The organism is Kocuria sp. HMSC066H03 (genome assembly GCF_001812045.1).
Lineage (GTDB): Bacteria > Actinomycetota > Actinomycetes > Actinomycetales > Micrococcaceae > Kocuria > Kocuria rhizophila.
This window is the reverse complement of record NZ_KV807509.1, coordinates 315,024-337,101: the sequence shown is the minus strand read 5'-3', so window position 1 is coordinate 337,101 and position 22,078 is coordinate 315,024. Positions and strand designations below refer to the sequence as shown.

The window sequence follows — 22,078 nt, the reverse complement described above, 5'->3', positions numbered from 1 at the left end:
GGGGGGGGGTGGTGCTGGGTGGTGCCGTGAATCGGATGGAGCTGTGACTGCCGGGTGGTGGTGCTGCGGTGTGGTGGTGCTGTGGTGGAAGGGGACCGCGCGCGGGGAAGTCGTAGGCTCGAGGAACCAGAGCCCTGCACCTCCCGCGGTGCGGGCGTGACACCACAGTACCCAACCGGGCACGCCGCCGTACGGGAACCGGGATGCGGGCCCGGGCCGGGCCCCTGGAACGGCCCCGCCGGCGGAGGCGCGGTCCGGGAGGGTGCGGACGAGACGGAGAGGACATCTCATGGCGGCCAAGAAGCACTCGGCACCGGCCACCCCGGCCACCCGGGCCCTGGAGGCGGCGGGAATCCCGTTCGAGGGACTGCCCTACGAGCACGACCCCCGGGCGGAGTCCTACGGGGACGAGGCGGCACAGGCCCTGGGACTGCCCCCGGAAAGCGTCTTCAAGACCCTGGTGGTGGCCCTGGACCACGGTGGCTTCGGGGTGTGCGTGGTGCCGGTCTCCGCGCGGGCGGACCTCAAGGCGGTCGCCGCGTCGCTGGGCGCCAAGAAGGCGCACCTCGCCGAACCCGGGGACGTGCAGCGGCTGAGCGGCTACGTGCTCGGCGGGGTGAGCCCACTCGGGCAGCGCACCACGCTCCCCACGGTCGTGGACGAGAGCGCACGTCGTCTGGAGCGCGTGTACGTCTCCGGCGGCCGACGTGGTTTCGATGTGGGGCTGGCGCCGGAGGACCTCGTGCGGGCCACCGGGGCCGTGTTCGCGGCGGTGGGGCAGAACCCGGGGTAGGAGAGTCGAGCGTCCTGGGCGCCGCGCTCGCCGCGCCGGGGATGCTCAGGCCACCCGCACCGTCCCCCGACGGGGCCGGTCGCTTATGCGTGTCGGACGGCCTTGGCACCGTCTCAGGAGTCGAATAAAGTTTCGAATACCTGGGGAAGGTGAGCCATCATGACGGTGCTGGACGCGGTGGAGATCGAGCGCCACGAGGACCCGTGGGAGGCGGTCCCCGTGATCGGCGGAACCCTCGTGGACGCGAGGGCCGAGGGTGCGGGGGAGGCTGTCGTGCCGGATGCCACGGGGGATTTCTCGGTGCACTGCGACTCCTCCGGGAATCCGTGTGAGCTGTTCTACCGTGGCCGCGGTCAGCGCGTGCTGCAGCCCGTGATCCACTGGTACGAACGCTGCAACTGGTGGGATCTGGCGGATCGCGTCCCGCGCGAGAGCCCCACCAGTGCGGTGGACCGGGAGCGCTGGCGGGTCCAGGCCGTGGAGGCCGGCGCCGCCGTGGCGCGCACCTTCGAACTCACCCGGGACCAGTCCACGGGCCAGTGGGGACTGCTCCGTGTCAGCTGCTGAGACCCCCGTGCGGCACCGGGCGGTGGAAGCCCCGCACGGGTCTGTGGTGGTTGACAAAAATTCGAACAAAGTTTCGAATATGGGCATGTGGTTCCCTCACCTTCACGTGGCCTCGGCCTTCAGCGCGCACTACGGTGTGGCGCGTCCCGAGGAGCTCGCGGAGACGGCGGCCGGGCAGGACGCCCAGATCCTGGCCTGCACGGACCGGGACGGTCTCTACGGTGCGGTCAAGCACGTGCTGGCCTGCCGGGCCCACGGCATCACCCCCGTGCTGGGGGTGGACCTCGCGCTGCTGGGGGCCACACCGCCACGGTCCTCGGAGGGGCAGGGCGTCCGCGGCCCCGGAACTGTGCGCGGAGCGTCCCCCGGAGGGGGTGCGCCCCGGCGGGACACCGCGTCCCGGGGACGGAGCGCATCCCGCCGGGTGGCCCCGTCGTTCGGGACGGGGCCCGGGCGGCGTCGCCCCGTCGCGCCCCGGGTGGTCGGACGCGTGGTCGTGCTCGCCACGGGCCACAACGGCGGGGCCGGGTACGCCGCCCTGTGCCGGCTGGTCTCGGCCGCGCACCGCGCCCACGACCGCAGCGCGGCGCACCCCGTGGGCCTCACTCCCGAGCAGATCGCCCGTCACGTGCACCGCGCCGCCCGGGGCGGGGAGCCGGGACTCGTGGTGCTCGTGGGGCCAGACTCGGACGTGGGCAGGCTGCTGGCCCGTCGGCACTACCGGGCCGCCCGGAACGCGCTGTCCCGCTGGCAGGCGCGAGTGCCTCCCGGGGCCCTCGTGGTGGAGACCGCCACCCACCTGGCACCCCAGGGTGCGCCGCTGAGCACGGGTCACGCCGTGCGCATGTACGAGATCGGGCACCAGGCGGGAGTGCCCGTGGTGCTCAGCAACGCCGTGCGCTACGCCCACCCGGGGCAGGCCGTGACCGCGGACGTCCTCGACGCCGCCCGCACGCTGATGTCCCTCGACGAGCTCGCCGGGGCCGAGCGCGGCGTGCTGCAGCCCAACGGCCAGGGCTGGCTCAAGGACGGTGACCGGATGGCGCGCCTGGCCCACGAGATCACGAGCGCCGCGGACCAGGGGGCCACCGGGCCCGCGGGACTGCTCGCGGACACCCACCACCTGGCGCAGCGCTGCGCCCTGGACCTCCAGGAGGACCTGGGGGTGGGCAGGCCCGTGATCCCCGAGGCCTCCGTCCTCGGGCTGCGGGGGGACCCGGACCGCGAACTCGCCCGCCGCTGCTACGCCGGTCTCGCCCGGCTGCACGGCGGCGAGGACTGGGACCGCACCGTCCCCGGGCTCAACCGAGAGTCCCTGCGGGGGCGTCTCGAACGCGAGCTGGACGTCATCTCCCGGCTGGGCTTCGCCGGGTACTTCCTCACCGTGGGAGAGGTCTCGGACCTGATGAGCGCCATGGACGTGCGCCACGCCGCGCGCGGCTCCGGGGTCTCCTCCCTGGTGGTGCACCTGCTCGGGATCTCCCCGGCGGACCCCCTCGAGTACGACCTCGTCTTCGAGCGCTTCCTCTCCCCGCTGCGCCCCAACCTCCCGGACATCGACATCGACATGGAGAGCGCGCGGCGCCACGACGTCTACCGGCGGATCTTCGAGCGCTTCGGCGCCCGGCGGGTCACCCTCATGAGCATGCAGAACGCCTACCGCTCCCGCGGGGCCGTCCGCGACGCCGGGCTCGCCCTCGGTCTCGGGGCCCAGGACGTGGACCACGTGGCCGGCCAGCTGTGGCGCGTTCCCGGGGGCACGCTGCGCGAGGAGATCTCCCGCCGTCCCGAACTGGCACCCCTCGCGGAGCAGCTCAGGGACAACCGGCAGATGGACCTGCTCGTGGACCTCACCGAACGCCTCGACCGGCTGCCCCGCCACATCTCCATGCACCCCTGCGGGGTGATCCTCTCCGACACCACCCTGCTGGACCGCACCCCCGTGCAGGCCAGCGGGATCGGGCTGCCCATGTCCCAGTACGACAAGCACGACATGGACCCCATGGGGCTGATCAAACTCGACATCCTGGGCGTGCGCATGCAGTCCACCCTGGCCCACGCCGTGGCCGAGATCACCCGGTTGCACCCCCACGAACCACCCCCGGACCTCGACACCATGCCCCGGGACGACCCCGACACCTTCCGTCTCATCAGCTCCACCCACACCCTCGGGTGCTTCCAGATCGAGTCCCCGGGCCAGCGCGAGCTCATCGGGACCATGGGACCCGAGGAGTTCAACGACCTCGTCGTGGACATCTCCCTCTTCCGCCCCGGGCCCATGCAGGCCAACATGGTCCGCCCCTACCTCAACGCCCGGCACGGCTGGTCCACCCCCGTCTACCCCCACCCGGACCTCGAGGAGATCCTCGCCGAAACCCGCGGCGTGGCCGTCTACCACGAGCAGATCATGCGCATCATGGACCGCATGACCGGGTGCGGACTCGGACAGGCGGACGTCTGGCGGCGACTGCTCGGATCCCCCTCCGAGGGCCCCGTGGAAACCGCGTTCCGGGACGGCGCACGCGCTCGCGGCTACTCCCCGGCGGTGGTCGACACGGTGTGGGAGATCCTCCACGCCTTCGGCAGCTTCGGGTTCTGCAAGGCCCACGGAGTGGCCTTTGCGGTCCCCACATACCAGTCGGCGTGGTTGAAGACCCACCACCCGGAGGCCTTCATGGCGGGCGTCTGGGAGCACGACCCCGGCATGTACCCGGCGCGGCTGCTCGTGGGGGAGGCCCGCCGCATGGGGATCCCCGTCCTCGGCCCGGACATCAACCGCAGCGGGGAGTGCCACCGCGTGGAGCCGGTCACCCCGCGTCCCGGGACCGTGGCCTCCGGGGACCTGGACGCGGGAATTCCCCACACCCAGGACGGGGCGTGGGGGATCCGGATGTCGTTGGGCGCCATCACCGGCATCAGTGCCGCCGAGGTCGAGCGGCTCCTGGCGGGACAGCCGTACGGGAGCCTCGCCGAGGTCCGGTCCCGGGCCCGTCCCTCCCGCAGGACCCTGCAGAGACTGGCCACCGCCGGGGCCCTCGACAGCCTTCTGCGCGATGCCGGGGCCCGTGCCTCGCGCACGGACATGGTGCGGTTCCTCACGGACCGGGCGGACCGCCCGGCCGGGGCGCGCGGAGCCGCGAGCGGGGCGCAACCGGGTGAGGAGCAACTGGCTCTTCCCCTGGGGGACGTGGACCTGACCTCCCTGCCGGCCCGGCTCCCGGAGCCGTCCCCGCAGGAGAGGGTGAGAGCGGAGATGGAGACCATGGACATCGAGGTCAGCGCCCACCTGATGGACTCCCACGCGGAGCTCATGCGCTCCTACGGGGCCACCCGCGCCGAGGACCTGCTGGGACTGCGCAGCGGCAGCGAGGTGGTGGTGGCCGGGGTGCGGGTGTCCACCATGACCCCGCCCATGCGCAGCGGCAGACGCGTGGTGTTCATCTCCCTGGACGACGGCTCCGGGGCCGTGGACTGCACGTTCTTCGACGAGGCCCAGGCCGAGTCCGGGGAGGTGCTCTTCGCCCCGACCCTGCTGCTGGTCCACGGCCACACCCGGCGCACGGGGCCGCGGGGGATCGGCATCCAGGCCGCCCGGGCGTGGGACCTCTCCCGGCCGGAGACTCTCCCGGACCCCCGCACGCTGCTGGGTTCCCGGCCTGCCGCGTCCCGCCCACCACGGGAGCAGGGCCCCGGCCACACCCGGCGGCTCCGCGAGCACGGACCGGAGAACGGGGCGGCGGCCGCACCCGGCAGAGTCCTGCGAAAGGCAGGCACACCATGACACGGAGCGTGAGCGCGCAAACGCGCGACAGTACACGCCCGGGCCTGTGGAACACTGTGAGCCATGGCGAAGAACAGTGGTGGCGGGGACCTGCTGCCGTCCGTGGACCAGGTCACGGAAGAAGCGATCAACGTCGGCTACCGCTTCGACCAGAAGCTGCAGCGGTGGCGCCAGGGTCGGGCAGTGCAGCGGGGGGACATCCCCACCATGCTCGCCTTCGACGGCTACGGCAGTCCGCGCTACGTGCGCGCGCTGGGTCGCGTGCTGCTCAAGACCCGCTCGCTCGTGGACGAGACGGACGACGCCGCAGAGTCCATCCGCGGCTGGCGTTCCTTCTCCTCCGTGCCCTACGCCTTCGCCCACGTCAACGTGTGGCTGGGGGACCACGAGTTCCACTTCGTGGCGGACAGAGGCGGTGTGATCGACGTGGACCTCAACGTCTCCATGGCGCCCGGGGTGCACACCATCTACATGCAGGCCGAGGGCTCCACCGTCACCGAGGCCACGATCACCGTGGTCTCGGACCAGCAGCACCTGGGCGTGGTGTGCGACGTCGACGACACCGTGATGGTCACGGCCCTGCCGCGGCCCATGCTCGCCGCGTGGAACTCCTTCGTGGCCAACGAGCACGCGCGCATCCCCACCCCGGGGATGTCCACCATGATGGACCGGCTGCGGCGCAGGCACCCGCACGCCCCGTTCCTGTACCTCTCCACGGGCGCGTGGAACGTGGCACCCACGCTGCGCCGGTTCCTCACCCGCAACGCCTACCCCTCCGGGGCGCTCCTGCTCACGGACTGGGGGCCCACCACCGACCGGTGGTTCCGCTCTGGTTCCCAGCACAAGGTGCAGAACCTGCAGCGCCTGGCCGAGAGGTTCCCGCACGTGAAGTGGATCCTCATCGGGGACGACGGCCAGCACGATCCGCAGATCTACTCGGGTTTCGCCCAGCGCTACCCGGAGTCCGTCGCGGCCATCGTGATCCGCAACCTGTCGCCCACGGAGGCCGTCCTGGCCTCGGGTGCGCGCGTGACCGACCGGCACCGGGTCACGGTGCCCCAGGGTGTCCTGTGGATCGAGGCCAACGACGGCGCCTCCATCTCCGACCAGCTCCGGGACGCCGGACTGCTCTGACCACCGGGCTGCCCACGCACCGTGGGCCGAGGTGCCGGGTCGCGCCCGGACCACCTGCGCTGTTCCCTGCGCTGCTCCCGCATCCTCCGCAACCCTGCCCGGAAAGTTTTTCGGTGACTTCCGGAACACCTCTTGTCCACACCTCAGGGGTCCGGGACCGCGGGATCACGCGGTCCCGGAGCTCGTGTCCTGTGGACAAGCCGGGGGAAAACCCGGGTGCCCCTGTGGAACACGCGACCACATCATGTTGGGTGCCCTACCCACGCGCGACACTAGATGTAGTATTGATCCAGATGTTCCACCGTCTGGCGCACCGCCCCGGTCACCCACCGCGAGGCTTCGGAAGCGCCGGAGAAATCGGTACTTCCCGCAAGGAGAATGGGCTATGTCAATCACCGTGTATTCCAAGCCGTCGTGCGTCCAGTGCAACGCCACCTACCGCGCCCTCACCAAGAAGGGCATCGACTACACGGTGGTGGATGTCACCGAGGACTCCGCCGCGTACGACCACGTGGTGGGTCTGGGCTACCAGCAGGTGCCCGTCGTGGAGACCGGCTCGGACCACTGGTCCGGCTTCCGCCCGGACAAGATCAACTCCCTGGCTCTGCTGCTCTCCGCCTGAGCGCACGGCGCCGCGGGAGACCGCGGTTCCGCCACCCGCGCAGGACCGGGCGGGATCAGGGCACCGGGCGGGATCAGGGCGCGTCCCCGGCCCCTGCGAACGACGCTCCCGGTGGAGAACGCTCGCGGAGGAGGGTCACCGGGTGGCCCGTCTCCCCGGCCGGCGGCGACTTCGGGCCCACCCGGGGCGAAGAGCATCTCCGAGAGCACAGACTCGAACCGGAGACAAATCCGGACCGGAGACGAATCCGGACCGGTCAGCGTCCCGCCCCGGTCGGCCTCCCGGGCCGGCGTCTCCGGGCCAGGTCCCCGGGGCACCGCCGATGCCCCGTATCGGAAACAGCACACAACACCCCCCCCGAAGAATCGAAGTGACCCGGCATGAGCGCACTGGCCTCGGTTCTCGCTCAGGCGCAGGAGCGGGAACGTCATCGCATTCCGATCGTGGCGGATGAGGACGCACCACTGGTGGTGTACTTCTCCTCCGTCACACGCAACACCGACCGGTTCATCGCCAAGCTTCCGGTGCGATCCGTCCGGTTGCCCCTCAAGACCTCTGAGCCTGCTCCCCGCATCACGGAGCCGTACGTGCTGGCAGTGCCCAGCTACGGACGCCCCGGGGGAGCGGGTTCCGTTCCCCCGCAAGTCGTCAAGTTCCTCAACGACGCCCCGTCCCGTCAGCACCTCACAGGTGTGCTCGGTGCGGGCAACACCAACTTCGGCCCGCTGTTCTGCGTGGCTGCGGAGAAGGTGGCCGCCAAGTGCCAGGTCCCTCTGCTCTACAAGTTCGAGCTGATGGGCACGGACGAGGACGTCGAAAAAGTCACCCAAGGATTGGAAGAGTTTTGGCAAGCATTCACGCAACCCCGGGAGTGAGCGTCGAGCCCGGCCACGAGGATCCCACCTGCCCGGAGCAGTACCGGGGTCTGGGCTACCACGAGCTCAACGCCCTGCTGAACCTCTACGACGCCGAGGGCCGCATCCAGTTCGAGGCGGACCGGCAGGCGGCGCGGCAGTACTTCCTGCAGCACGTCAACAAGAACACCGTGTTCTTCCACGACCTCGAGGAGAAGCTCAAGTACCTGGTGGACCACCAGTACTACGAGGCCGAGGTGCTGGACAAGTACAGCTTCGAGTTCGTCAAGAAGCTGTCCAAGCAGGCGTACGGCTACAAGTTCCGCTTCCAGACCTTCCTGGGGGCGTTCAAGTTCTACACGTCCTACACGCTGAAGACCTTCGACGGTCAGCGCTACCTGGAGCGGTTCGAGGACCGCGTGGTGATGGTGTCCCTGTACCTCGCGGACGGGGACGAGGCGCTGGCCGAGCGGCTCGTGACGGAGATCATCTCCGGTCGTTTCCAGCCCGCCACCCCCACGTTCCTCAACGCGGGCAAGAAGCAGCGCGGCGAGCTCGTCTCATGCTTCCTGGTGCGCTTCGAGGACAACATGGAGTCCATCGGGCGCAACATCAACTCGGCGCTGCAGCTGTCCAAGCGCGGCGGTGGTGTGGCGTTCGCGCTGAGCAACCTGCGCGAGTCGGGTGCTCCGATCAAGATGATCGAGAACCAGTCCTCGGGTGTGATCCCCGTGATGAAGCTGCTCGAGGACTCGTTCTCCTACGCGAACCAGCTGGGTGCTCGCCAGGGCGCCGGTGCGGTGTACCTGCACGCGCACCACCCGGACATCCTCAACTTCCTGGACACCAAGCGGGAGAACGCGGACGAGAAGATCCGCATCAAGACCCTCTCCCTGGGCGTGGTCATCCCGGACATCACGTTCGAGCTGGCCAAGAACAACCAGGACATGTACCTGTTCTCCCCGTACGACGTGGAGCGCATCTACGGCGTGCCCTTCGCGGACGTGAACGTGAGCGAGAAGTACCACGAGATGGTGGACGACTCCCGCATCACCAAGCGCAAGATCAACGCCCGCGAGTTCTTCCAGACCGTGGCGGAGGTGCAGTTCGAGTCCGGCTACCCGTACATCATGTTCGAGGACACCGTGAACCGGGCCAACCCGATCGACGGCAAGATCATCATGTCCAACCTGTGCTCCGAGATCCTGCAGGTCTCCGAGCCCTCCACGTACAACGAGGACCTCACGTACGCCGAGGTGGGCAAGGACATCTCCTGCAACCTGGGGTCGATGAACATCGCGATGGCCATGGAGTCCGAGGACTTCGGCGCCACGATCGAGACCGCCATCCGGGGCCTCACGGCGGTCTCGGACATGTCCAACATCGACTCGGTGCCCTCGATCCGGCGCGGCAACCAGATGTCCCACGCCGTGGGTCTGGGTCAGATGAACCTGCACGGCTACCTGGCCAAGGAGCACATCTTCTACGGCTCGGAGGAGGGTGTGGACTTCACCGACATGTACTTCTACGCGGTGACGTACCACGCCATCCGCGCGTCCAACCTGATCGCCAAGGAGCGCGGGGAGTCCTTCGTGGGCTTCGAGAGGTCCGACTACGCCAACGGCACGTTCTTCGACAAGTACACCGACCGCGCGTGGGAGCCGGCCACGCAGCGGGTGCGCGAGCTGTTCGCACAGGCCGGGATCACGCTGCCCACGGTCGAGGACTGGAAGCAGCTGCGCGAGAAGGTCATGGCGGACGGGATGTACAACCAGAACCTGCAGGCCGTGCCGCCCACGGGTTCCATCTCCTACATCAACAACTCCACGTCCTCGATCCACCCGATCGCCTCGCGCATCGAGATCCGCAAGGAGGGCAAGCTGGGCCGCGTCTACTACCCGGCGCCCTTCATGGACAACGAGAACCTGGAGTACTTCCAGGACGCGTACGAGATCGGCTACGAGAAGATCATCGACACGTACGCCGCGGCCACCCAGCACGTGGACCAGGGCCTGTCGCTGACGCTGTTCTTCAAGGACACCGCCACCACGCGTGACATCAACCGCGCCCAGATCTACGCGTGGCGCAAGGGCATCAAGACCATGTACTACTCGCGCATCCGCCAGCTCGCGCTGGAGGGCACCGAGGTCGAGGGCTGCGTGTCCTGCATGCTGTGACGCGCCGTTCTCGTCCGTGAGCACGGGGCACGACGCCGCCGCGTGACGTCCCGCACGTGCCTCGCCCTGCTCCGCTGCCCCGTTCGACCGACCGGTCGTGCGGGGCAGCGGCGTCCCCGGGCTCGCCGAGCGCGCGCCCGCCCGTCCCGCCACGTCAGGAGGATCCACGCATGACCCAGCCCCAGCAGAGCACACCCGAGCGCGCACCGCGGTGGTTCACGGCTCGGCAGATTCTCGACGCCGTGAGCCCGCGCCGCGCCCGTCAGCTCCTGGCCGAGACGCTGCAGGACGGCTTCCGCCCCGAGGAGGATCCGGCCCGCGACAACGTGGCGGCGGGGGAGGGCCACATGCTGCTCATGCCCTCCGTGCTGGGGCCGTGGAGCGGCATCAAGGTGGCCTCGGTCTCCCCGGGAAATCCGCAGCGGGGCCTGCCGCGGATCCAGGCAACCTATCTGCTACTGGACACCGCCACGCTCACTGTGCGCGCCATGATGGAGGGCAATGCGCTCACCACGCTGCGCACGCCCGCGATCTCCGCACTGGCCGCCGACCACCTGGCAATCCCGGACGCCCGCACCCTGATGGTGTTCGGCACGGGCCCGCAGGCGCTGTCCCACATCGAGGCGTTCGCGGACGTGCGGGCTCTCGACGAGGTGGTCGTGTGCGGGCGGTCCCAGGAGAAGGTCGATGCGGCCGTCGAGCACGCGCGGTCCCTCGGGCTGACGGCCCGTGCGGGTGACGCGGACGAGGTGGGCTCGGCGGACATCGTGGTGTGTGCGACCTCCGCGTCCCAGCCGCTGTTCGACGGGACGCTGGTTCGGGACTCGGCGTGCGTCGTCGCCATGGGCTCCCACGAGCCCGGAGCCCGGGAGCTGGACGACGCGATGATGGCCCGCGCCCAGGTGGTCGTGGAGGACCGCGGGACGGCGCTGCGGGAGGCGGGGGACGTGATCCAGGCCGTTGCCCACGGGGTGCTGGCGGAGGAGGCGCTCGTGCCGCTCGCGGACGTGGTCGCGGGACGCGCACTCGTGGCCGAGGACCGGCCCCGTGTGTTCAAGTGCGTGGGGATGAGCTGGCAGGACCTCGCGGTGGCGGCCGGCGTGCTGGAGGCCGCGGACACGCCGTGACTCCCATCCGGGCGCGGCCCACAGGGCCGCGCCCCACGGGAGCACCAGAACCCACCCGCACCAGAGGGACGTGACGGGGGAGTGCCCGGACATGAGAAAACCCCGGAACCAGGGTTCCGGGGTTGTTCCTGGTGCGCGATACTGGGATCGAACCAGTGACCTCTTCCGTGTCAGGGAAGCGCGCTACCGCTGCGCCAATCGCGCTCAATGTTCAGTGTATTGAACGAGGTGGTTGCACCGAGGTGGAGACGGGATTCGAACCCGCGTTGACGGCTTTGCAGGCCGCTGCCTAACCACTCGGCCACCCCACCGGGGACCAGATCCTTGGAGGACAAGGTCTCAGGTCTCGACCAGGGTCGAAAACTGCGAGCGGACGACGGGAGTCGAACCCGCGACCCTCACCATGGCAAGGTGATGCTCTACCAGCTGAGCTACGTCCGCATTGTTGGTCGATCGGAAACCTGGTCTGCGGTTCTCCGTTCTTCCGAGCGGAAACTGTATCACAGGTTTTCGCGCTACCCGCCTGCTGCGACTTCCGGGTGTTTCCATCCGGTGGGCCTGGCCTGCGGGGCGTTGCCAACGAGGAAGAACATTACCCACACGCCCGGGTCCGGGCAAATCGCCGTCGCCGGCCGCGGGCCACGCGGGGGAGGGAAGTGGATTTGCCGATCGCGGATCATGTGTTCTAGAGTCTTCAACGTTGCAAGCGCGATTGGCGCAGCGGTAGCGCGCTTCGTTCACACCGAAGAGGTCACTGGTTCGATCCCAGTATCGCGCACGGAACGACGAAAAACCCGGTCCCGGAAGGGACCGGGTTTTTTCGTGTCCGCGTTGAGTCCGCCCCGTGTCCGTGTCTGCGCCCGTTCCTACGCTGGGCCCATGACGCAACCCCGTTTGGCCCAGTCCACGCCCACCGGTCGCATGTACGCGCGCAGGGAGGGCGGGGACCTGGAGGTTCCGTCCATCACCACGATCATCGGCTGCGAGGCCAACGACCTGGGCGGCTGGTACGGCTACAGCGCGGCCCAGGCCCTCGCCGCGGACCCGCAGCTGCCGGACGCCCTGCGGGACTCCCGACGCCGCCGTGCCCTGGTCAACCACGCCGCGAAGGCCGCTGAACGGCACAGGGACCAGGCCGCGCAGCGGGGGGACCGCGTGCACGACTACTGCGAGCAGCTCGCGCTGCGTGCCATGGGCCGGGACCACCAGGTGGAGCGTGCCCGTGCGGACCTGGAGGAGCACCACGAGGCACGGTTCGCGGACAGTGCGGACCAGTGGTGGCAGCTTTACCGCCCGGAGCCGCTCGCGGCGGAGATCACCGTGTGGAACTCCACGGTGGGCTACGCCGGGACCCTGGACCTGGTGGCGCGGATCGGCGGCAAGGTGTGCCTGATCGACTACAAGACCAAGGGGACGGACCGCACCGGGCGTGTGAAGGAACCGGATCCCAAGGTGGTGACCCAGCTGGTTGCCGGGCTCAAGGCGGAGGAGTCCCTGGTGGACGCCGCCGCCGGGCAGTGGGAGCCCTGGGCGTACGGGGATGCCGAGGTGCTCATGGCCGTGGCCATCGGGGAGACCGAGGCGCTGACCGTGCAGGCGGTGGCCGAGCACTTGCCGGCGCACTGGTACAAGTTCTGCGCCCTGGCCAGGGTCTGGGCACGGTCCGCGCAGCTGGACGCGGCGGGCCCGCAGCTGCGCAGCATCGCCCCGCCGCCGCTCGAGGGTCGGCCCACGGGCCGGGTGGCGGGGGGAGCGGCCCCGGAGACCCGGACCGTGGCCGGGCCCGCCGTAGACTGAGACGAGCTGTTCACATCCACCCCACCCTCGCGAGGAGAGCATCACACGGTGAGTATTCTGCGCATCCGCACCATCGGGGACCCGGTGCTGCGGACCCCCGCCCAGGAGGTCACGGAGTTCGACGAGTCCCTCCGGACGCTCGTGCGGGACATGCTCGAGACCATGTACGCCGTGGGCGGGGTGGGTCTCGCCGCCCCCCAGGTGGGCGTGGGGCTGCAGGTCTTCACGTGGGGCATTCACGGGGACGAGGGCCACGTGGTCAACCCGCGGCTGAGCGTGGGGGACGAGCCGCAGGAGGGCGGCGAGGGCTGCCTGTCCGTGCCGGGCCTCTCGTACGAGACCCCCCGCAGGGACAGCGCCACGATCACGGGCGTGGACATGCACGGCAATCCCGTCCACCGCGAGGCCACGGGACTGCTGGCCCGCTGCTTCCAGCACGAGACCGACCACCTCTTCGGCCGGCTGTACGTCGACCGCCTGGAGGGTGAGGAGCGCAAGGACGCCATGAGGCAGCTGCGCAGCGACGCGTTCCGTGCCACGACCGAGCGGATCGCGCGGGAGCGGGACGAGCAGCGCGGCGCCCGGGGTGTGGCTCCCGGCGCCTCCTCCCAGGCCTCTGGTGCCGCTGCGTTCCGCACGGCCCGCGGTTCCGCAACCGGCCCGGAGCACGACGCCGCCGCGCGGGGTTCCGCGTTCGCCCGCTCGTCCTCCGCCTCCCACCCTGACGGCGCCCGCGGAGCCAGTGCCTTCCACCGGGCGGAAGGAATCCGATGAGCCAGGAACCGTTGAAGGTGCTCTACGCGGGCACCCCGGACACCGCGGTCCCGCCCCTGGAGGCGCTGCACGAGGATCCCCGGCTGCAGGTGGTGGCCGTGCTGACCCGCGAGGACGCCCCCGTGGGTCGGAAGAAGACCATGACGCCGTCTGCAGTGGCGCGCCGGGCCGAGGAACTGGACCTTCCCGTGCTCAAGGCCAACCGGGTGGGCCCGGAGCTGCACGACGCCCTGCGGGCCACGGGCGCGAGCATTGCCGCCGTCGTGGCCTACGGCGCGCTCCTGCCGCAGGCCGCGCTGGACGTGTTCGAGCACGGCTGGATCAACCTGCACTTCTCCCTGCTCCCGCAGTGGCGCGGGGCGGCCCCCGTCCAGCGAGCACTGATGGCGGGGGACCGCGTGGTGGGCGCCTCCACGTTCGTGCTGGACCAGGGGATGGACACCGGCCCCGTGGTGGGAACCCTCACGGACGAGGTCTCCGAGGAGGACACCGCCGGCACCGTCCTGGACCGGCTCGCGCACACAGGGGCCCCGCTGCTCGCCGAGTCCCTGCTGGGGGTGGCCTCGGGTGCCCTCCACCCGGAGCCTCAGCGCGGAGAGGCCAGCGCGGCGCCCAAGCTCACCGGCCCGGACGCCCGGATCACGTGGTCACAGCCTGCCGTGGTGGTGGCGCACCACGTCCGCGGCGTCACCCCGGAGCCCGGGGCGTGGACGGAGTTCGACGGCCAGCGCGTCAAGATCGAACGCGTGGTGCCGGCACCCCAGGTCACGGGGATCACCCCGGGTCACGTCGAGATCCGGGACCGGCAGGTCTTCGCCGGGACCGGGTCCTACGCGGTGGAACTGACCCGCGTGCAGCCCGCAGGCAAGAAGCCCATGGCGGCCCTGGACTGGGCCCGTGGCAAGCAGCACATGGAACAGGTGGCGTTCGTATGAGTCAGGACCGCAGCACCCACGGACAGGGTGGGCAGGAGGACGGCCGGGACCGTCCAGGACGGGCCGGTCGAGGTGGCTCCGGCGGCCGTGAGGACGGCCCCCGGGCGGCGCGGGACTCCTTCCGCTCCCGCGGCGGCACCGACCAGGGTCGGGCCGGGAACCCACGGCGCGGACCGGGGGACCGGCGTGGCGGAGCGACCGGCTCCGCGGTCCGCCCCGGCGACCGCCCGAACCGGGAGGGACAGGGCGGGTCGGGGCCGGGTAGCTCCCGCCGCAACGCCAAGGGCCACGAGCGCAACCGGCGTGCCCAGCACGAACGGTCCTACTCCGCGCAGGCCCCGGGCCAGCGGCGTCGCCACTCCGATCCGGCGCGGCTGGCGGCGTTCCGGGCGCTGCGCGCGGTGAACTCCGAGGACGCCTACGGCAACCTGGTGCTGCCCGGCCTGGTCCGGGAGCTGCGCCTCGACAAGCGGGACGCGGCGTTCGCCACGGAACTGGCCTACGGCACCATGCGCTGGAGCGGCACGTGGGACGCCGTCCTGGCCGGGTGCGTGGACCGCCCTCTGGACCAGCTGGATCCCGCGGTGCTGGACGCCCTGCGGCTGGGTGCCCACCAGCTGCTGGCCATGCGCGTGCCCGACCACGCGGCCCTGGACGCCACCGTGGGGCTCGTGCGCGGTGAGATCGGGCAGGGCCCGGCCGGGCTCGTCAACGCGGTGCTGCGCAAGGTGGCCCGGCGCACCCAGGAGCAGTGGCTCGAGGCACTCGAGAGCGAGCAGCCGGACGAGTGGCGGCGGATGAGCGTCCGCTACGCGCACCCCGTGTGGGAGATCCGTGCGCTGCGCCGCGCGCTGCGGGCCAACGGTCGGGACCCCGAGGAGATCACGGATCTGCTGGCCGCCGACAACGAGGCGCCGCGCGTGCACCTCGTGGCCCTGCCGGGCCTCGGCTCGCTCGACGCCGCACTGGAGGCCGGCGCGGACGCGGGGGACCTCGTACCCGGCAGCGCCGTCAGCGGCGGGGGAGACGTCCACCGCGTGCCCGGCGCCCGCGAGGGAGTGGTGCGCGTCCAGGACGCGGGCTCGCAGCTCGTGGCCCGTGTGCTGGCCCGTGCCGAGGTCGCGGAGGACTCCGGTCGCTGGGCCGACTTCTGCGCGGGTCCCGGCGGCAAGGCCGCGCTGCTCGCGTCGCTCGCGCACCAGCAGGGCGCTTCCCTGCTGGCCAACGAGGTCAGCGAGCACCGCGGCGACCTCGTGCGCCAGGCGCTGCAGCCTGTGCCGCGTGAGGCATGGGAGGTGCGCACCGGGGACGCGCGGCAGCTCCCGGAGGAGCACCAGGCCGCGTTCGACCGCGTGCTCGTGGACGTCCCGTGCACCGGTCTGGGTGCGCTGCGCCGACGCCCGGAGGCCCGCTGGCGGCGCACCCCGTCCGACGTGGCGAACCTCGCTGGGATCCAGCGCGAGCTGCTCGACGCCGCGGTGGCGGCCACCCGCCCCGGCGGCGTGGTGCTGTACGCCACGTGCTCACCGCACACCGCGGAGACCCACGACGTCCTCCAGGACCTGCTGGAGAAGCGCACTGACGTGCAGGTCCTGGACACCGCCGCGCTGGCCGTCGAGGCGGCCCTGCCGGGTGCCCTGGAGGACGCGCGCTCCGTGCGCCACGAACTTCCCGGGGGCGGCACGAGCGTCCAGCTGTGGCCGCACGTGCACGGCACGGACGCGATGTACATGGTCGCGCTGCGCCGCACGGCCTGACCCCGGACCGCTGCTGTCCACCGCCCTCGCCAGACCGCTTCCCCCAGGAGGAACCCATGACCCGCTGCGACATCCACCCGTCCATCCTCTCCGCGGACTTCTCCCGTCTGAGCGAGGAGCTGCAGCGCATCAGCACGGCGGATGCCGCGCACGTGGACGTGATGGACAACCACTTCGTCCCCAACCTCACCCTGGGGCTGCCCGTGGTCGAGCGGCTGCAGGCGGTCTCGCCGGTGCCGCTGGACCTGCACCTGATGATCGAGGACCCGGACCGCTGGGCTCCCGCCTACGCGGAGGCCGGGTGCGCGTCCGTGACGTTCCACGCGGAGGCCGCCACGGCCCCGGTGAAGCTGGCCCGGGAGCTGCGCTCCGCGGGCGCGAAGGCGGGTCTCGCGGTGCGTCCGGCCACCCCGATCGAGCCGTACCTCGACCTGCTCCCCGAGCTCGACATGCTGCTCGTGATGACCGTGGAGCCGGGCTTCGGCGGCCAGACGTTCCTAGAGGTGACCCTGCCCAAGATCCGCCGCGCGGCCGACGCGCTGCGCGCCCACGGGGGCACCGTGGCCCTGCAGGTGGACGGTGGGATCACCGAGGAGACGATCGTGCGCGCCGCCGAGGCGGGCGCCGACACCTTCGTCGCGGGATCCGCCGTGTACGGCAAGGAGGACCCCGCCGCGGCGATCGCCGCCCTCCGGGAGACCGCGCGTTCCCACATGGGCTGACGGGTGAGCCGAGCCCCACCTCCTGTGCCCGTGGCGTCGGAGGTGCGTGGCATACTGTGCCCAGCAACGTGTTCCGGGGTCGGTGCAATTCCGAACCGGCGGTGACAGTCCGCGAACCGTGAACACCGTGACCGTGGTGCCGGGCCCTTCAGCGGGCAGGCATCGCGGCCACGGAGTGAACGGCCGAACCGGTGGAATTCCGGTGCCGACAGTACAGTCTGGATGGTAGGCACACGTGGGCACCGCGGTCCTGCGGCGCACCCTGTCCTGGGTGGGCCGCCCTGGGCGTTGTCGTGGTGCCGTCCGCCACACGGTCTCGACCGTGGGCGTGCTCCTGCTCCCCGGAACCACCGATTCGTGGCGGGTGAGAGGAGACACCGTGGAGGTCCTGCGTTGGTTGTTCGACGCGCAGTTGCGCGTGGGGGACGGCTTCATCCTGTGGCGTGAAGTGATCGGCAACGTGTTCGGCCTGCTGTCCGCCGTGGGCGGGATGCGCCGCAAGGTGTGGGCCTGGCCCGTGGGGATCGTGGGCAACGCCATCCTTCTCACGGTGTTCCTGGGCGCGGTCTTCGAGACCCCCAATCCCGTGAACCTGCTGGGGCAGGCCGGACGCCAGGTCATGTTCATCGCGGTGTCCGTCTTCGGGTGGGTGCAGTGGCACCGCTCGCGGGGCGCCTCGCAGGAGGCCGTGACCCCGCAGTGGGCCGACACCCGCCAGCGCCTGCTCCTGGTCGCCGCCCTGCTGCTGGGCACTGCCGTGCTCACGCCCATCTTCCGCGCCCTGGGGTCGTACGAGCCCGTCTGGGCGGACGCCTGGATCTTCATGGGTTCCCTGCTCGCCACGTGGGGGATGGCCAAGGGCTGGGTCGAGTTCTGGCTCTTCTGGGTGGCGGTGGACATCGTGGGCGTGCCCCTGCTGTTCTCCGCGGGCTACTACGCCTCGGGGATCATGTACCTGGTCTACGGCGGCTTCACCCTGGCGGGCTTCTTCGTGTGGTGGCGCGTCAACACGCGCCAGCGCAAGGCGGCCACCATCGGCACCGGGTTCCCGGACCTGCACCTCTCGGTCGGGGACGACCGGTCGTGACGGGCGTCCCAGACCTCCCGGCGGCGGGACCCGATGCGTACGACGACGCCGGACTCCCGGCTCGCGCACACACGTCACCGCGCGCGACAGGCGCCCCTGCGGCGTCGGACCCCGCGGCCGGCCGATGCCCGGAACGGGGATTCACCGCCGCGGAGACGGCCGCGATGCACGCGGCACTGACTGCTGCGGCGCGCGGGGTGCGGGGCGCCAACCCGGTGGTGGGCGCCGCGCTGCTGTCCGCCGAGGGCGAGGTCCTGCACGTGGGGTACCACCGGGGCGCCGGAACGGCACACGCCGAGGTCGTCGTCCTAGACGCCGCACGGGAGGCGGGGACCCCGCTGCGGGACACCACCCTGCTCGTGACGCTCGAACCGTGCCACCACACGGGCCGCACGGGACCGTGCACGGAGGCCATCCTGCGTGCCGGAGTCGGCCGGGTGGTGCACGCCGTGGCCGACACCACGGACGCGGCGCGCGGCGGTGCCGCGTGGTTGCGGGAGCACGGCGTCGAGGTCCGGGCCGGGCTGCTCGCCGCCGAGGCACTGGACCTGAACGATCGCTGGCTGCGCGCCCAGCAGCAGCGCCGCCCCTTCGTGAGTCTCAAGATCGCTCAGAGCATCGACGGCCGCGTGGCCGCTGTGGACGGCACGAGCCAGTGGATCACGGGCGCGCCGGCCCGCGCGGAGGGCCACCAGCTGCGCACCCGCGTGGACGCGGTCCTCGTGGGAGGGGGGACGCTGCGCAGCGACGACCCCTCGCTCACGGCGCGCACCCCCGAAGGAGAGCTCTGCGCCAGGCAGCCCCTGCGCGCGGTGATGTCCACCCGACCGGTGCCGGAGGCGGCCCGGATCCGTGGGGCCGACGGCCGCTTCGTCCAACTGGACACCCACGACCCCCGCGAGGCGCTCACCCGCCTGCGGGACCGGGGAGCGGCCCACGTCCTGGTGGAGGGCGGCCCCACCGTGGCGGCGGCCTTCCTAGCGGCGGATCTCGTGGACGAGCTGCGGCTGTACCAGGCACCCCTGCTGCTGGGCGCGGGCGCGTCCTCGGTGGCCGGGCTGGGCATCGGGACGCTCGCGGCGGCGTCGTCGTGGCGCGGTGATCACGTGGGGGTGCCGGACGGTGCAGTGGGGGCCGTGGGGGAGGACCTGCGGTGGCACCTGCGCCCGGCACCGTCATGAGGGCCCCGCGCTGACGGCCTCGCGCTGAGGGTCCCCCCGCTCAACGTCCCACGCCGCAGGTCCCACGGCGGATGCCCGCACGGCCAGCCCGGGCGGACGACGCACGGAACCAGCGGTGCGCCCCGAGCCTCTGCGCCACGCGGACCCCACCGCGCTCTCGGGCTGCGGCGCCACGGCGTCAGCGCCCCGACCAAGACATCGTGACCGACCGCGCACCGCTGCGCGGTCCACCACCCCCACAGGAGAGTTCTCGTGTTCACAGGAATCGTCGAAACCCAGGCCATCGTCCAGCGAGTGGAGCGCACGGCGCAGGACGCCGCCCGGCTCCACCTCACGGCGGGCACGCTCGTGGCGGACCTGCAGCGCGGCGGGTCACTGGCCGTGAACGGTGTGTGTCTCACCGCCGTGCCCGCTGACGGGTCCGAAGGCACGGACTTCACCGCAGATGTGATGGGGGAGACCCTGCGCCTGACCACCCTCGGCGAGCTGCGGCACGGCGACACCGTGAACGTGGAACGCTGCACGGCGGCCGGCCAGCGCCTGGACGGGCACGTGGTCCAGGGCCACGTGGACGGCGTGGGCCGGATCGTGTCCCGCACCCCGCACAGCGGGTGGGACACCGTGCGCGTGGCCGTGCCGGGGGAGCTCGCGCGGTACATCGCCGTGAAGGGCTCGATCGCGGTGGACGGGGTCTCCCTCACCGTCACCGCCGTGAACCGCCCCGGGGAGGACGAGGCGTGGTTCGAGGTGGGTGTGATCCCCGAGACGCTGCGGGTGACCACCCTGGGCACGCGTGCGCCGGGGGACCGGGTCAACCTGGAGGTGGACGTGCTCGCCAAGTACGCCGAGCGGCTGGCCGCGTGCGCCGCCGCGCCCGCGGGGGACGAGGTGCGCCTCGACTCCGTGCCGGACGCGGTCGCCGCGATCGCCTCGGGCGCGGCCGTGGTGGTCGTGGACGACGAGGACCGGGAGAACGAGGGCGACCTCGTCTTCGCCGCGCAGCACGCCACCCAACCGCTCATGGGCTTCACCGTGCGCCACAGCTCGGGCGTGGTGTGCGTGCCCATGCCGGGGGAGCGGGCCGACGCCCTGGGGCTGCCACCCATGACGGCGCACAACGAGGACGCCAAGGGCACCGCCTACACCGTCACGTGCGACGCCCGCGTGGGCATCACCACCGGCATCAGCGCCCGGGACCGGGCCCTGACCACCCGCCTGCTCGCCCTGCCCGGCACCACCGCGTCCGATCTCACCCGGCCCGGGCACATCCTCCCGCTGCGGGCCGTCCCCGGCGGCGTGCGGGAGCGCCCGGGGCACACGGAGGCCGCCGTCGAGCTCACCCGCTTGGCCGGGTGCGAGCCCGTGGGTGCCATCGCGGAGATCGTCGACGACGCCGGCCAGCCCCGCCGCGCGCCCGCCCTGCGCCGCTTCGCGGACGAGCACGGCCTCGTGATGATCAGCATCGCGGACCTCGTGCGCCACCTGGACGAGGTCGAGGCGCTCGCCGCGCGCGAGGACGGAGCGGCACGGGGACTCACCGCGTGAGCGCCGCAGAGCACCGCACGGCACAAGAGCACTGCCACGCGGAAGTGCACGGCCTCTCGGAAGAGCGCGGCCCCGCGGAAGGGCACCGCCCCGCCACGGCTCCGGCGCCCGGCCCCGTGCTGGAGCACTCCGAACCGGTCACGATCCCCACGGACCACGGGTCCTTCTCGGTGATCGGGTGGCGAGTGCCCGAGGGCCACGGCGCCCCCGCCACGGAGCACGTGTCGCTGACGGCACCCCCGCCGCCGGGCGAGGAGACGCTGCCCCCGCTCGTGCGGCTGCACTCGGAGTGCCTCACCGGGGACGTCCTCGGGTCCTGGCGTTGCGACTGCGGACCCCAGCTGCAGCTTGCGCTCGAGCGGATTCACAGGCACGGCGGCACCGTGCTGTACCTGCGCAACCACGAGGGCCGCGGCATCGGCCTGGTCAACAAGCTGCGGGCGTACAAGCTCCAGGACGCCGGGGCGGACACCGTGGACGCCAACACCATGCTCGGGCTGCCCGCCGAGGCTCGTGACTACACGGCGGCGGCGCGGATCCTCACCGCCATGAACCTCACCTCGATCCGCCTGCTCACCAACAACCCGGACAAGATCAGCAAGCTCGAGGCCCTCGGGATCACCGTGGTGGAAGCGGTGACCCACCAGGTGCCCGCCCGGACCGAGAACGTCGACTACCTGCGCGTCAAGCGCGACCGCATGCACCACCACCTCACCCACCTCACACCAGGAGAGAACTCATGAGCGGACACGGAGCCCCCACCACCGATGCCACGACCCTCGACGCCACCGGCCTGCGCGTGGCCGTGGTGGCCGCGAGCTGGCACACCACCATCATGGACGGGCTGCTCCGCGGCGCCCGGCGCGCGCTCGCGGACGCCCGCACCGGGCAGCTGCTGGAGGTCCGCGTCCCCGGCAGCTTCGAGCTGCCCGTCGCGGCGAGCCGCCTGGCCGGTGACGTGGACGCGGTGGTCGCGCTCGGCGTCGTGATCCGCGGCGGGACCCCGCACTTCGACTACGTGTGCCACGCGGCCACCACCGGTCTCACCGAGGTCTCCGTGCGCACCGGGACCCCCGTGGGGTTCGGGCTGCTCACGTGCGACACCGAGCAGCAGGGGCTGGACCGCGCCGGGCTCGAGGGCTCCCAGGAGGACAAGGGTTACGAAGCCGCCCACGCGGCCCTGAGCACGGCACTCACCCTGGCCGCGCACGGGAGCTGACCCCGC

The 22,078-nt window shown here is 71.6% G+C and carries 18 protein-coding genes, 4 tRNA genes and 1 riboswitch; of the genes, 19 read left to right on the top strand and 3 right to left on the bottom strand.

Annotation, left to right across the window (positions count from 1 at the left end; translation table 11 throughout):
* The first annotated feature begins 289 nt into the window (after positions 1-289).
* The 8 genes from ybaK (at position 290) to HMPREF2833_RS10265 (ending at position 11,055) form a co-directional block, all read left to right on the top strand.
* The gene (gene ybaK / locus HMPREF2833_RS10300) at positions 290-793 is read left to right on the top strand and encodes a Cys-tRNA(Pro) deacylase (RefSeq protein ID WP_039101242.1); all 504 of its coding nucleotides are present in this window, start codon (positions 290-292) and stop codon (positions 791-793) included.
* A gap of 159 nt (positions 794-952) precedes the next feature.
* Complete coding sequence (locus HMPREF2833_RS10295) at positions 953-1,360, top strand: DUF6504 family protein (protein WP_039101241.1); 408 nt, start codon at positions 953-955, stop codon at positions 1,358-1,360.
* Positions 1,361-1,445: 85 nt separating this feature from the next.
* Entirely contained in the window at positions 1,446-5,141 is a 3,696-nt protein-coding gene (locus tag HMPREF2833_RS10290) for a DNA polymerase III subunit alpha (protein WP_246829116.1), read from the top strand.
* A gap of 63 nt (positions 5,142-5,204) precedes the next feature.
* The gene (locus tag HMPREF2833_RS10285) at positions 5,205-6,275 is read left to right on the top strand and encodes an App1 family protein (RefSeq protein WP_019309057.1); all 1,071 of its coding nucleotides are present in this window, start codon (positions 5,205-5,207) and stop codon (positions 6,273-6,275) included.
* Positions 6,276-6,660: 385 nt separating this feature from the next.
* On the top strand, positions 6,661-6,897 hold the full coding sequence (nrdH, locus tag HMPREF2833_RS10280) for a glutaredoxin-like protein NrdH (RefSeq protein ID WP_019309058.1): 237 nt from the start codon (positions 6,661-6,663) through the stop codon (positions 6,895-6,897).
* A 380-nt stretch (positions 6,898-7,277) separates the two neighbouring features.
* Positions 7,278-7,772, top strand: a complete 495-nt coding sequence (gene nrdI, locus HMPREF2833_RS10275; RefSeq protein ID WP_223110383.1) for a class Ib ribonucleoside-diphosphate reductase assembly flavoprotein NrdI — start codon at positions 7,278-7,280, stop codon at positions 7,770-7,772.
* Complete coding sequence (nrdE, locus tag HMPREF2833_RS10270; protein ID WP_070637924.1) at positions 7,769-9,928, top strand: class 1b ribonucleoside-diphosphate reductase subunit alpha; 2,160 nt, start codon at positions 7,769-7,771, stop codon at positions 9,926-9,928. The genes nrdI and nrdE overlap by 4 nt, the downstream gene beginning before the upstream one ends.
* 170 nt (positions 9,929-10,098) lie before the next feature.
* Positions 10,099-11,055, top strand: a complete 957-nt coding sequence (locus HMPREF2833_RS10265) for an ornithine cyclodeaminase family protein (protein ID WP_070637921.1) — start codon at positions 10,099-10,101, stop codon at positions 11,053-11,055.
* 129 nt (positions 11,056-11,184) lie between these two features.
* Here HMPREF2833_RS10265 and HMPREF2833_RS10260 read toward each other — a convergent pair.
* From HMPREF2833_RS10260 to HMPREF2833_RS10250, 3 genes are all read right to left on the bottom strand, one after another.
* Positions 11,185-11,259, bottom strand: a tRNA-Val gene (locus HMPREF2833_RS10260).
* Positions 11,260-11,295: 36 nt separating this feature from the next.
* Positions 11,296-11,366 (bottom strand) — tRNA-Cys (locus HMPREF2833_RS10255).
* Positions 11,367-11,423: 57 nt separating this feature from the next.
* Positions 11,424-11,496: transfer RNA gene (locus HMPREF2833_RS10250), tRNA-Gly, on the bottom strand.
* Between the two features lie 265 nt (positions 11,497-11,761).
* On the opposite strand from HMPREF2833_RS10250, the gene HMPREF2833_RS10245 reads away from it, so the two are divergent.
* The 11 genes from HMPREF2833_RS10245 (at position 11,762) to ribH (ending at position 22,072) form a co-directional block, all read left to right on the top strand.
* Positions 11,762-11,833, top strand: a tRNA-Val gene (locus HMPREF2833_RS10245).
* Positions 11,834-11,934: 101 nt separating this feature from the next.
* Positions 11,935-12,852, top strand: a complete 918-nt coding sequence (locus tag HMPREF2833_RS10240; RefSeq protein ID WP_070637918.1) for a cytochrome — start codon at positions 11,935-11,937, stop codon at positions 12,850-12,852.
* Between the two features lie 48 nt (positions 12,853-12,900).
* Positions 12,901-13,626, top strand: a complete 726-nt coding sequence (def, locus tag HMPREF2833_RS10235; RefSeq protein ID WP_070637915.1) for a peptide deformylase — start codon at positions 12,901-12,903, stop codon at positions 13,624-13,626.
* A gap of 11 nt (positions 13,627-13,637) precedes the next feature.
* Entirely contained in the window at positions 13,638-14,561 is a 924-nt protein-coding gene (fmt, locus tag HMPREF2833_RS10230) for a methionyl-tRNA formyltransferase (RefSeq protein ID WP_070638541.1), read from the top strand.
* Positions 14,558-16,318, top strand: coding sequence for an RsmB/NOP family class I SAM-dependent RNA methyltransferase (locus tag HMPREF2833_RS10225; protein ID WP_070637912.1), 1,761 nt, complete (start codon positions 14,558-14,560; stop codon positions 16,316-16,318). Before fmt ends, HMPREF2833_RS10225 begins: the two co-directional genes overlap by 4 nt.
* 56 nt (positions 16,319-16,374) lie before the next feature.
* On the top strand, positions 16,375-17,040 hold the full coding sequence (gene rpe, locus HMPREF2833_RS10220) for a ribulose-phosphate 3-epimerase (protein ID WP_070637909.1): 666 nt from the start codon (positions 16,375-16,377) through the stop codon (positions 17,038-17,040).
* Between the two features lie 65 nt (positions 17,041-17,105).
* Positions 17,106-17,278, top strand: a riboswitch (FMN riboswitch).
* A 141-nt stretch (positions 17,279-17,419) separates the two neighbouring features.
* Positions 17,420-18,127: a nicotinamide riboside transporter PnuC gene (pnuC, locus tag HMPREF2833_RS10215; RefSeq protein ID WP_070637906.1), complete on the top strand. Its 708-nt coding sequence runs from the start codon at positions 17,420-17,422 to the stop codon at positions 18,125-18,127.
* 164 nt (positions 18,128-18,291) lie between these two features.
* A complete protein-coding gene (gene ribD / locus HMPREF2833_RS10210) occupies positions 18,292-19,308 on the top strand; it encodes a bifunctional diaminohydroxyphosphoribosylaminopyrimidine deaminase/5-amino-6-(5-phosphoribosylamino)uracil reductase RibD (protein WP_070637903.1) in 1,017 nt (338 codons plus the stop codon).
* A 252-nt stretch (positions 19,309-19,560) separates the two neighbouring features.
* Positions 19,561-20,853, top strand: coding sequence for a riboflavin synthase (locus HMPREF2833_RS10205; protein WP_047978564.1), 1,293 nt, complete (start codon positions 19,561-19,563; stop codon positions 20,851-20,853).
* Complete coding sequence (gene ribA / locus HMPREF2833_RS10200; RefSeq protein WP_223246180.1) at positions 20,850-21,596, top strand: GTP cyclohydrolase II; 747 nt, start codon at positions 20,850-20,852, stop codon at positions 21,594-21,596. Before HMPREF2833_RS10205 ends, ribA begins: the two co-directional genes overlap by 4 nt.
* The gene (ribH, locus tag HMPREF2833_RS10195; RefSeq protein WP_070637900.1) at positions 21,593-22,072 is read left to right on the top strand and encodes a 6,7-dimethyl-8-ribityllumazine synthase; all 480 of its coding nucleotides are present in this window, start codon (positions 21,593-21,595) and stop codon (positions 22,070-22,072) included. Before ribA ends, ribH begins: the two co-directional genes overlap by 4 nt.
* The last annotated feature ends 6 nt before the right edge of the window (positions 22,073-22,078 follow it).

Excerpts from the sequence above, each read along its gene's own strand:
- ybaK (WP_039101242.1), top strand. The coding sequence starts at position 290 with ATGGCGGCCAAGAAGCACTCGGCACCGGCCACCCCGGCCACCCGGGCC.
- HMPREF2833_RS10295 (WP_039101241.1), top strand. The coding sequence starts at position 953 with ATGACGGTGCTGGACGCGGTGGAGATCGAGCGCCACGAGGACCCGTGG.
- HMPREF2833_RS10290 (WP_246829116.1), top strand. The coding sequence starts at position 1,446 with ATGTGGTTCCCTCACCTTCACGTGGCCTCGGCCTTCAGCGCGCACTAC.
- HMPREF2833_RS10285 (WP_019309057.1), top strand. The coding sequence starts at position 5,205 with ATGGCGAAGAACAGTGGTGGCGGGGACCTGCTGCCGTCCGTGGACCAG.
- nrdH (WP_019309058.1), top strand. The coding sequence starts at position 6,661 with ATGTCAATCACCGTGTATTCCAAGCCGTCGTGCGTCCAGTGCAACGCC.
- nrdI (WP_223110383.1), top strand. The coding sequence starts at position 7,278 with ATGAGCGCACTGGCCTCGGTTCTCGCTCAGGCGCAGGAGCGGGAACGT.
- HMPREF2833_RS10265 (WP_070637921.1), top strand. The coding sequence starts at position 10,099 with ATGACCCAGCCCCAGCAGAGCACACCCGAGCGCGCACCGCGGTGGTTC.
- HMPREF2833_RS10240 (WP_070637918.1), top strand. The coding sequence starts at position 11,935 with ATGACGCAACCCCGTTTGGCCCAGTCCACGCCCACCGGTCGCATGTAC.
- HMPREF2833_RS10225 (WP_070637912.1), top strand. The coding sequence starts at position 14,558 with ATGAGTCAGGACCGCAGCACCCACGGACAGGGTGGGCAGGAGGACGGC.
- rpe (WP_070637909.1), top strand. The coding sequence starts at position 16,375 with ATGACCCGCTGCGACATCCACCCGTCCATCCTCTCCGCGGACTTCTCC.
- ribD (WP_070637903.1), top strand. The coding sequence starts at position 18,292 with ATGCACGCGGCACTGACTGCTGCGGCGCGCGGGGTGCGGGGCGCCAAC.
- ribH (WP_070637900.1), top strand. The coding sequence starts at position 21,593 with ATGAGCGGACACGGAGCCCCCACCACCGATGCCACGACCCTCGACGCC.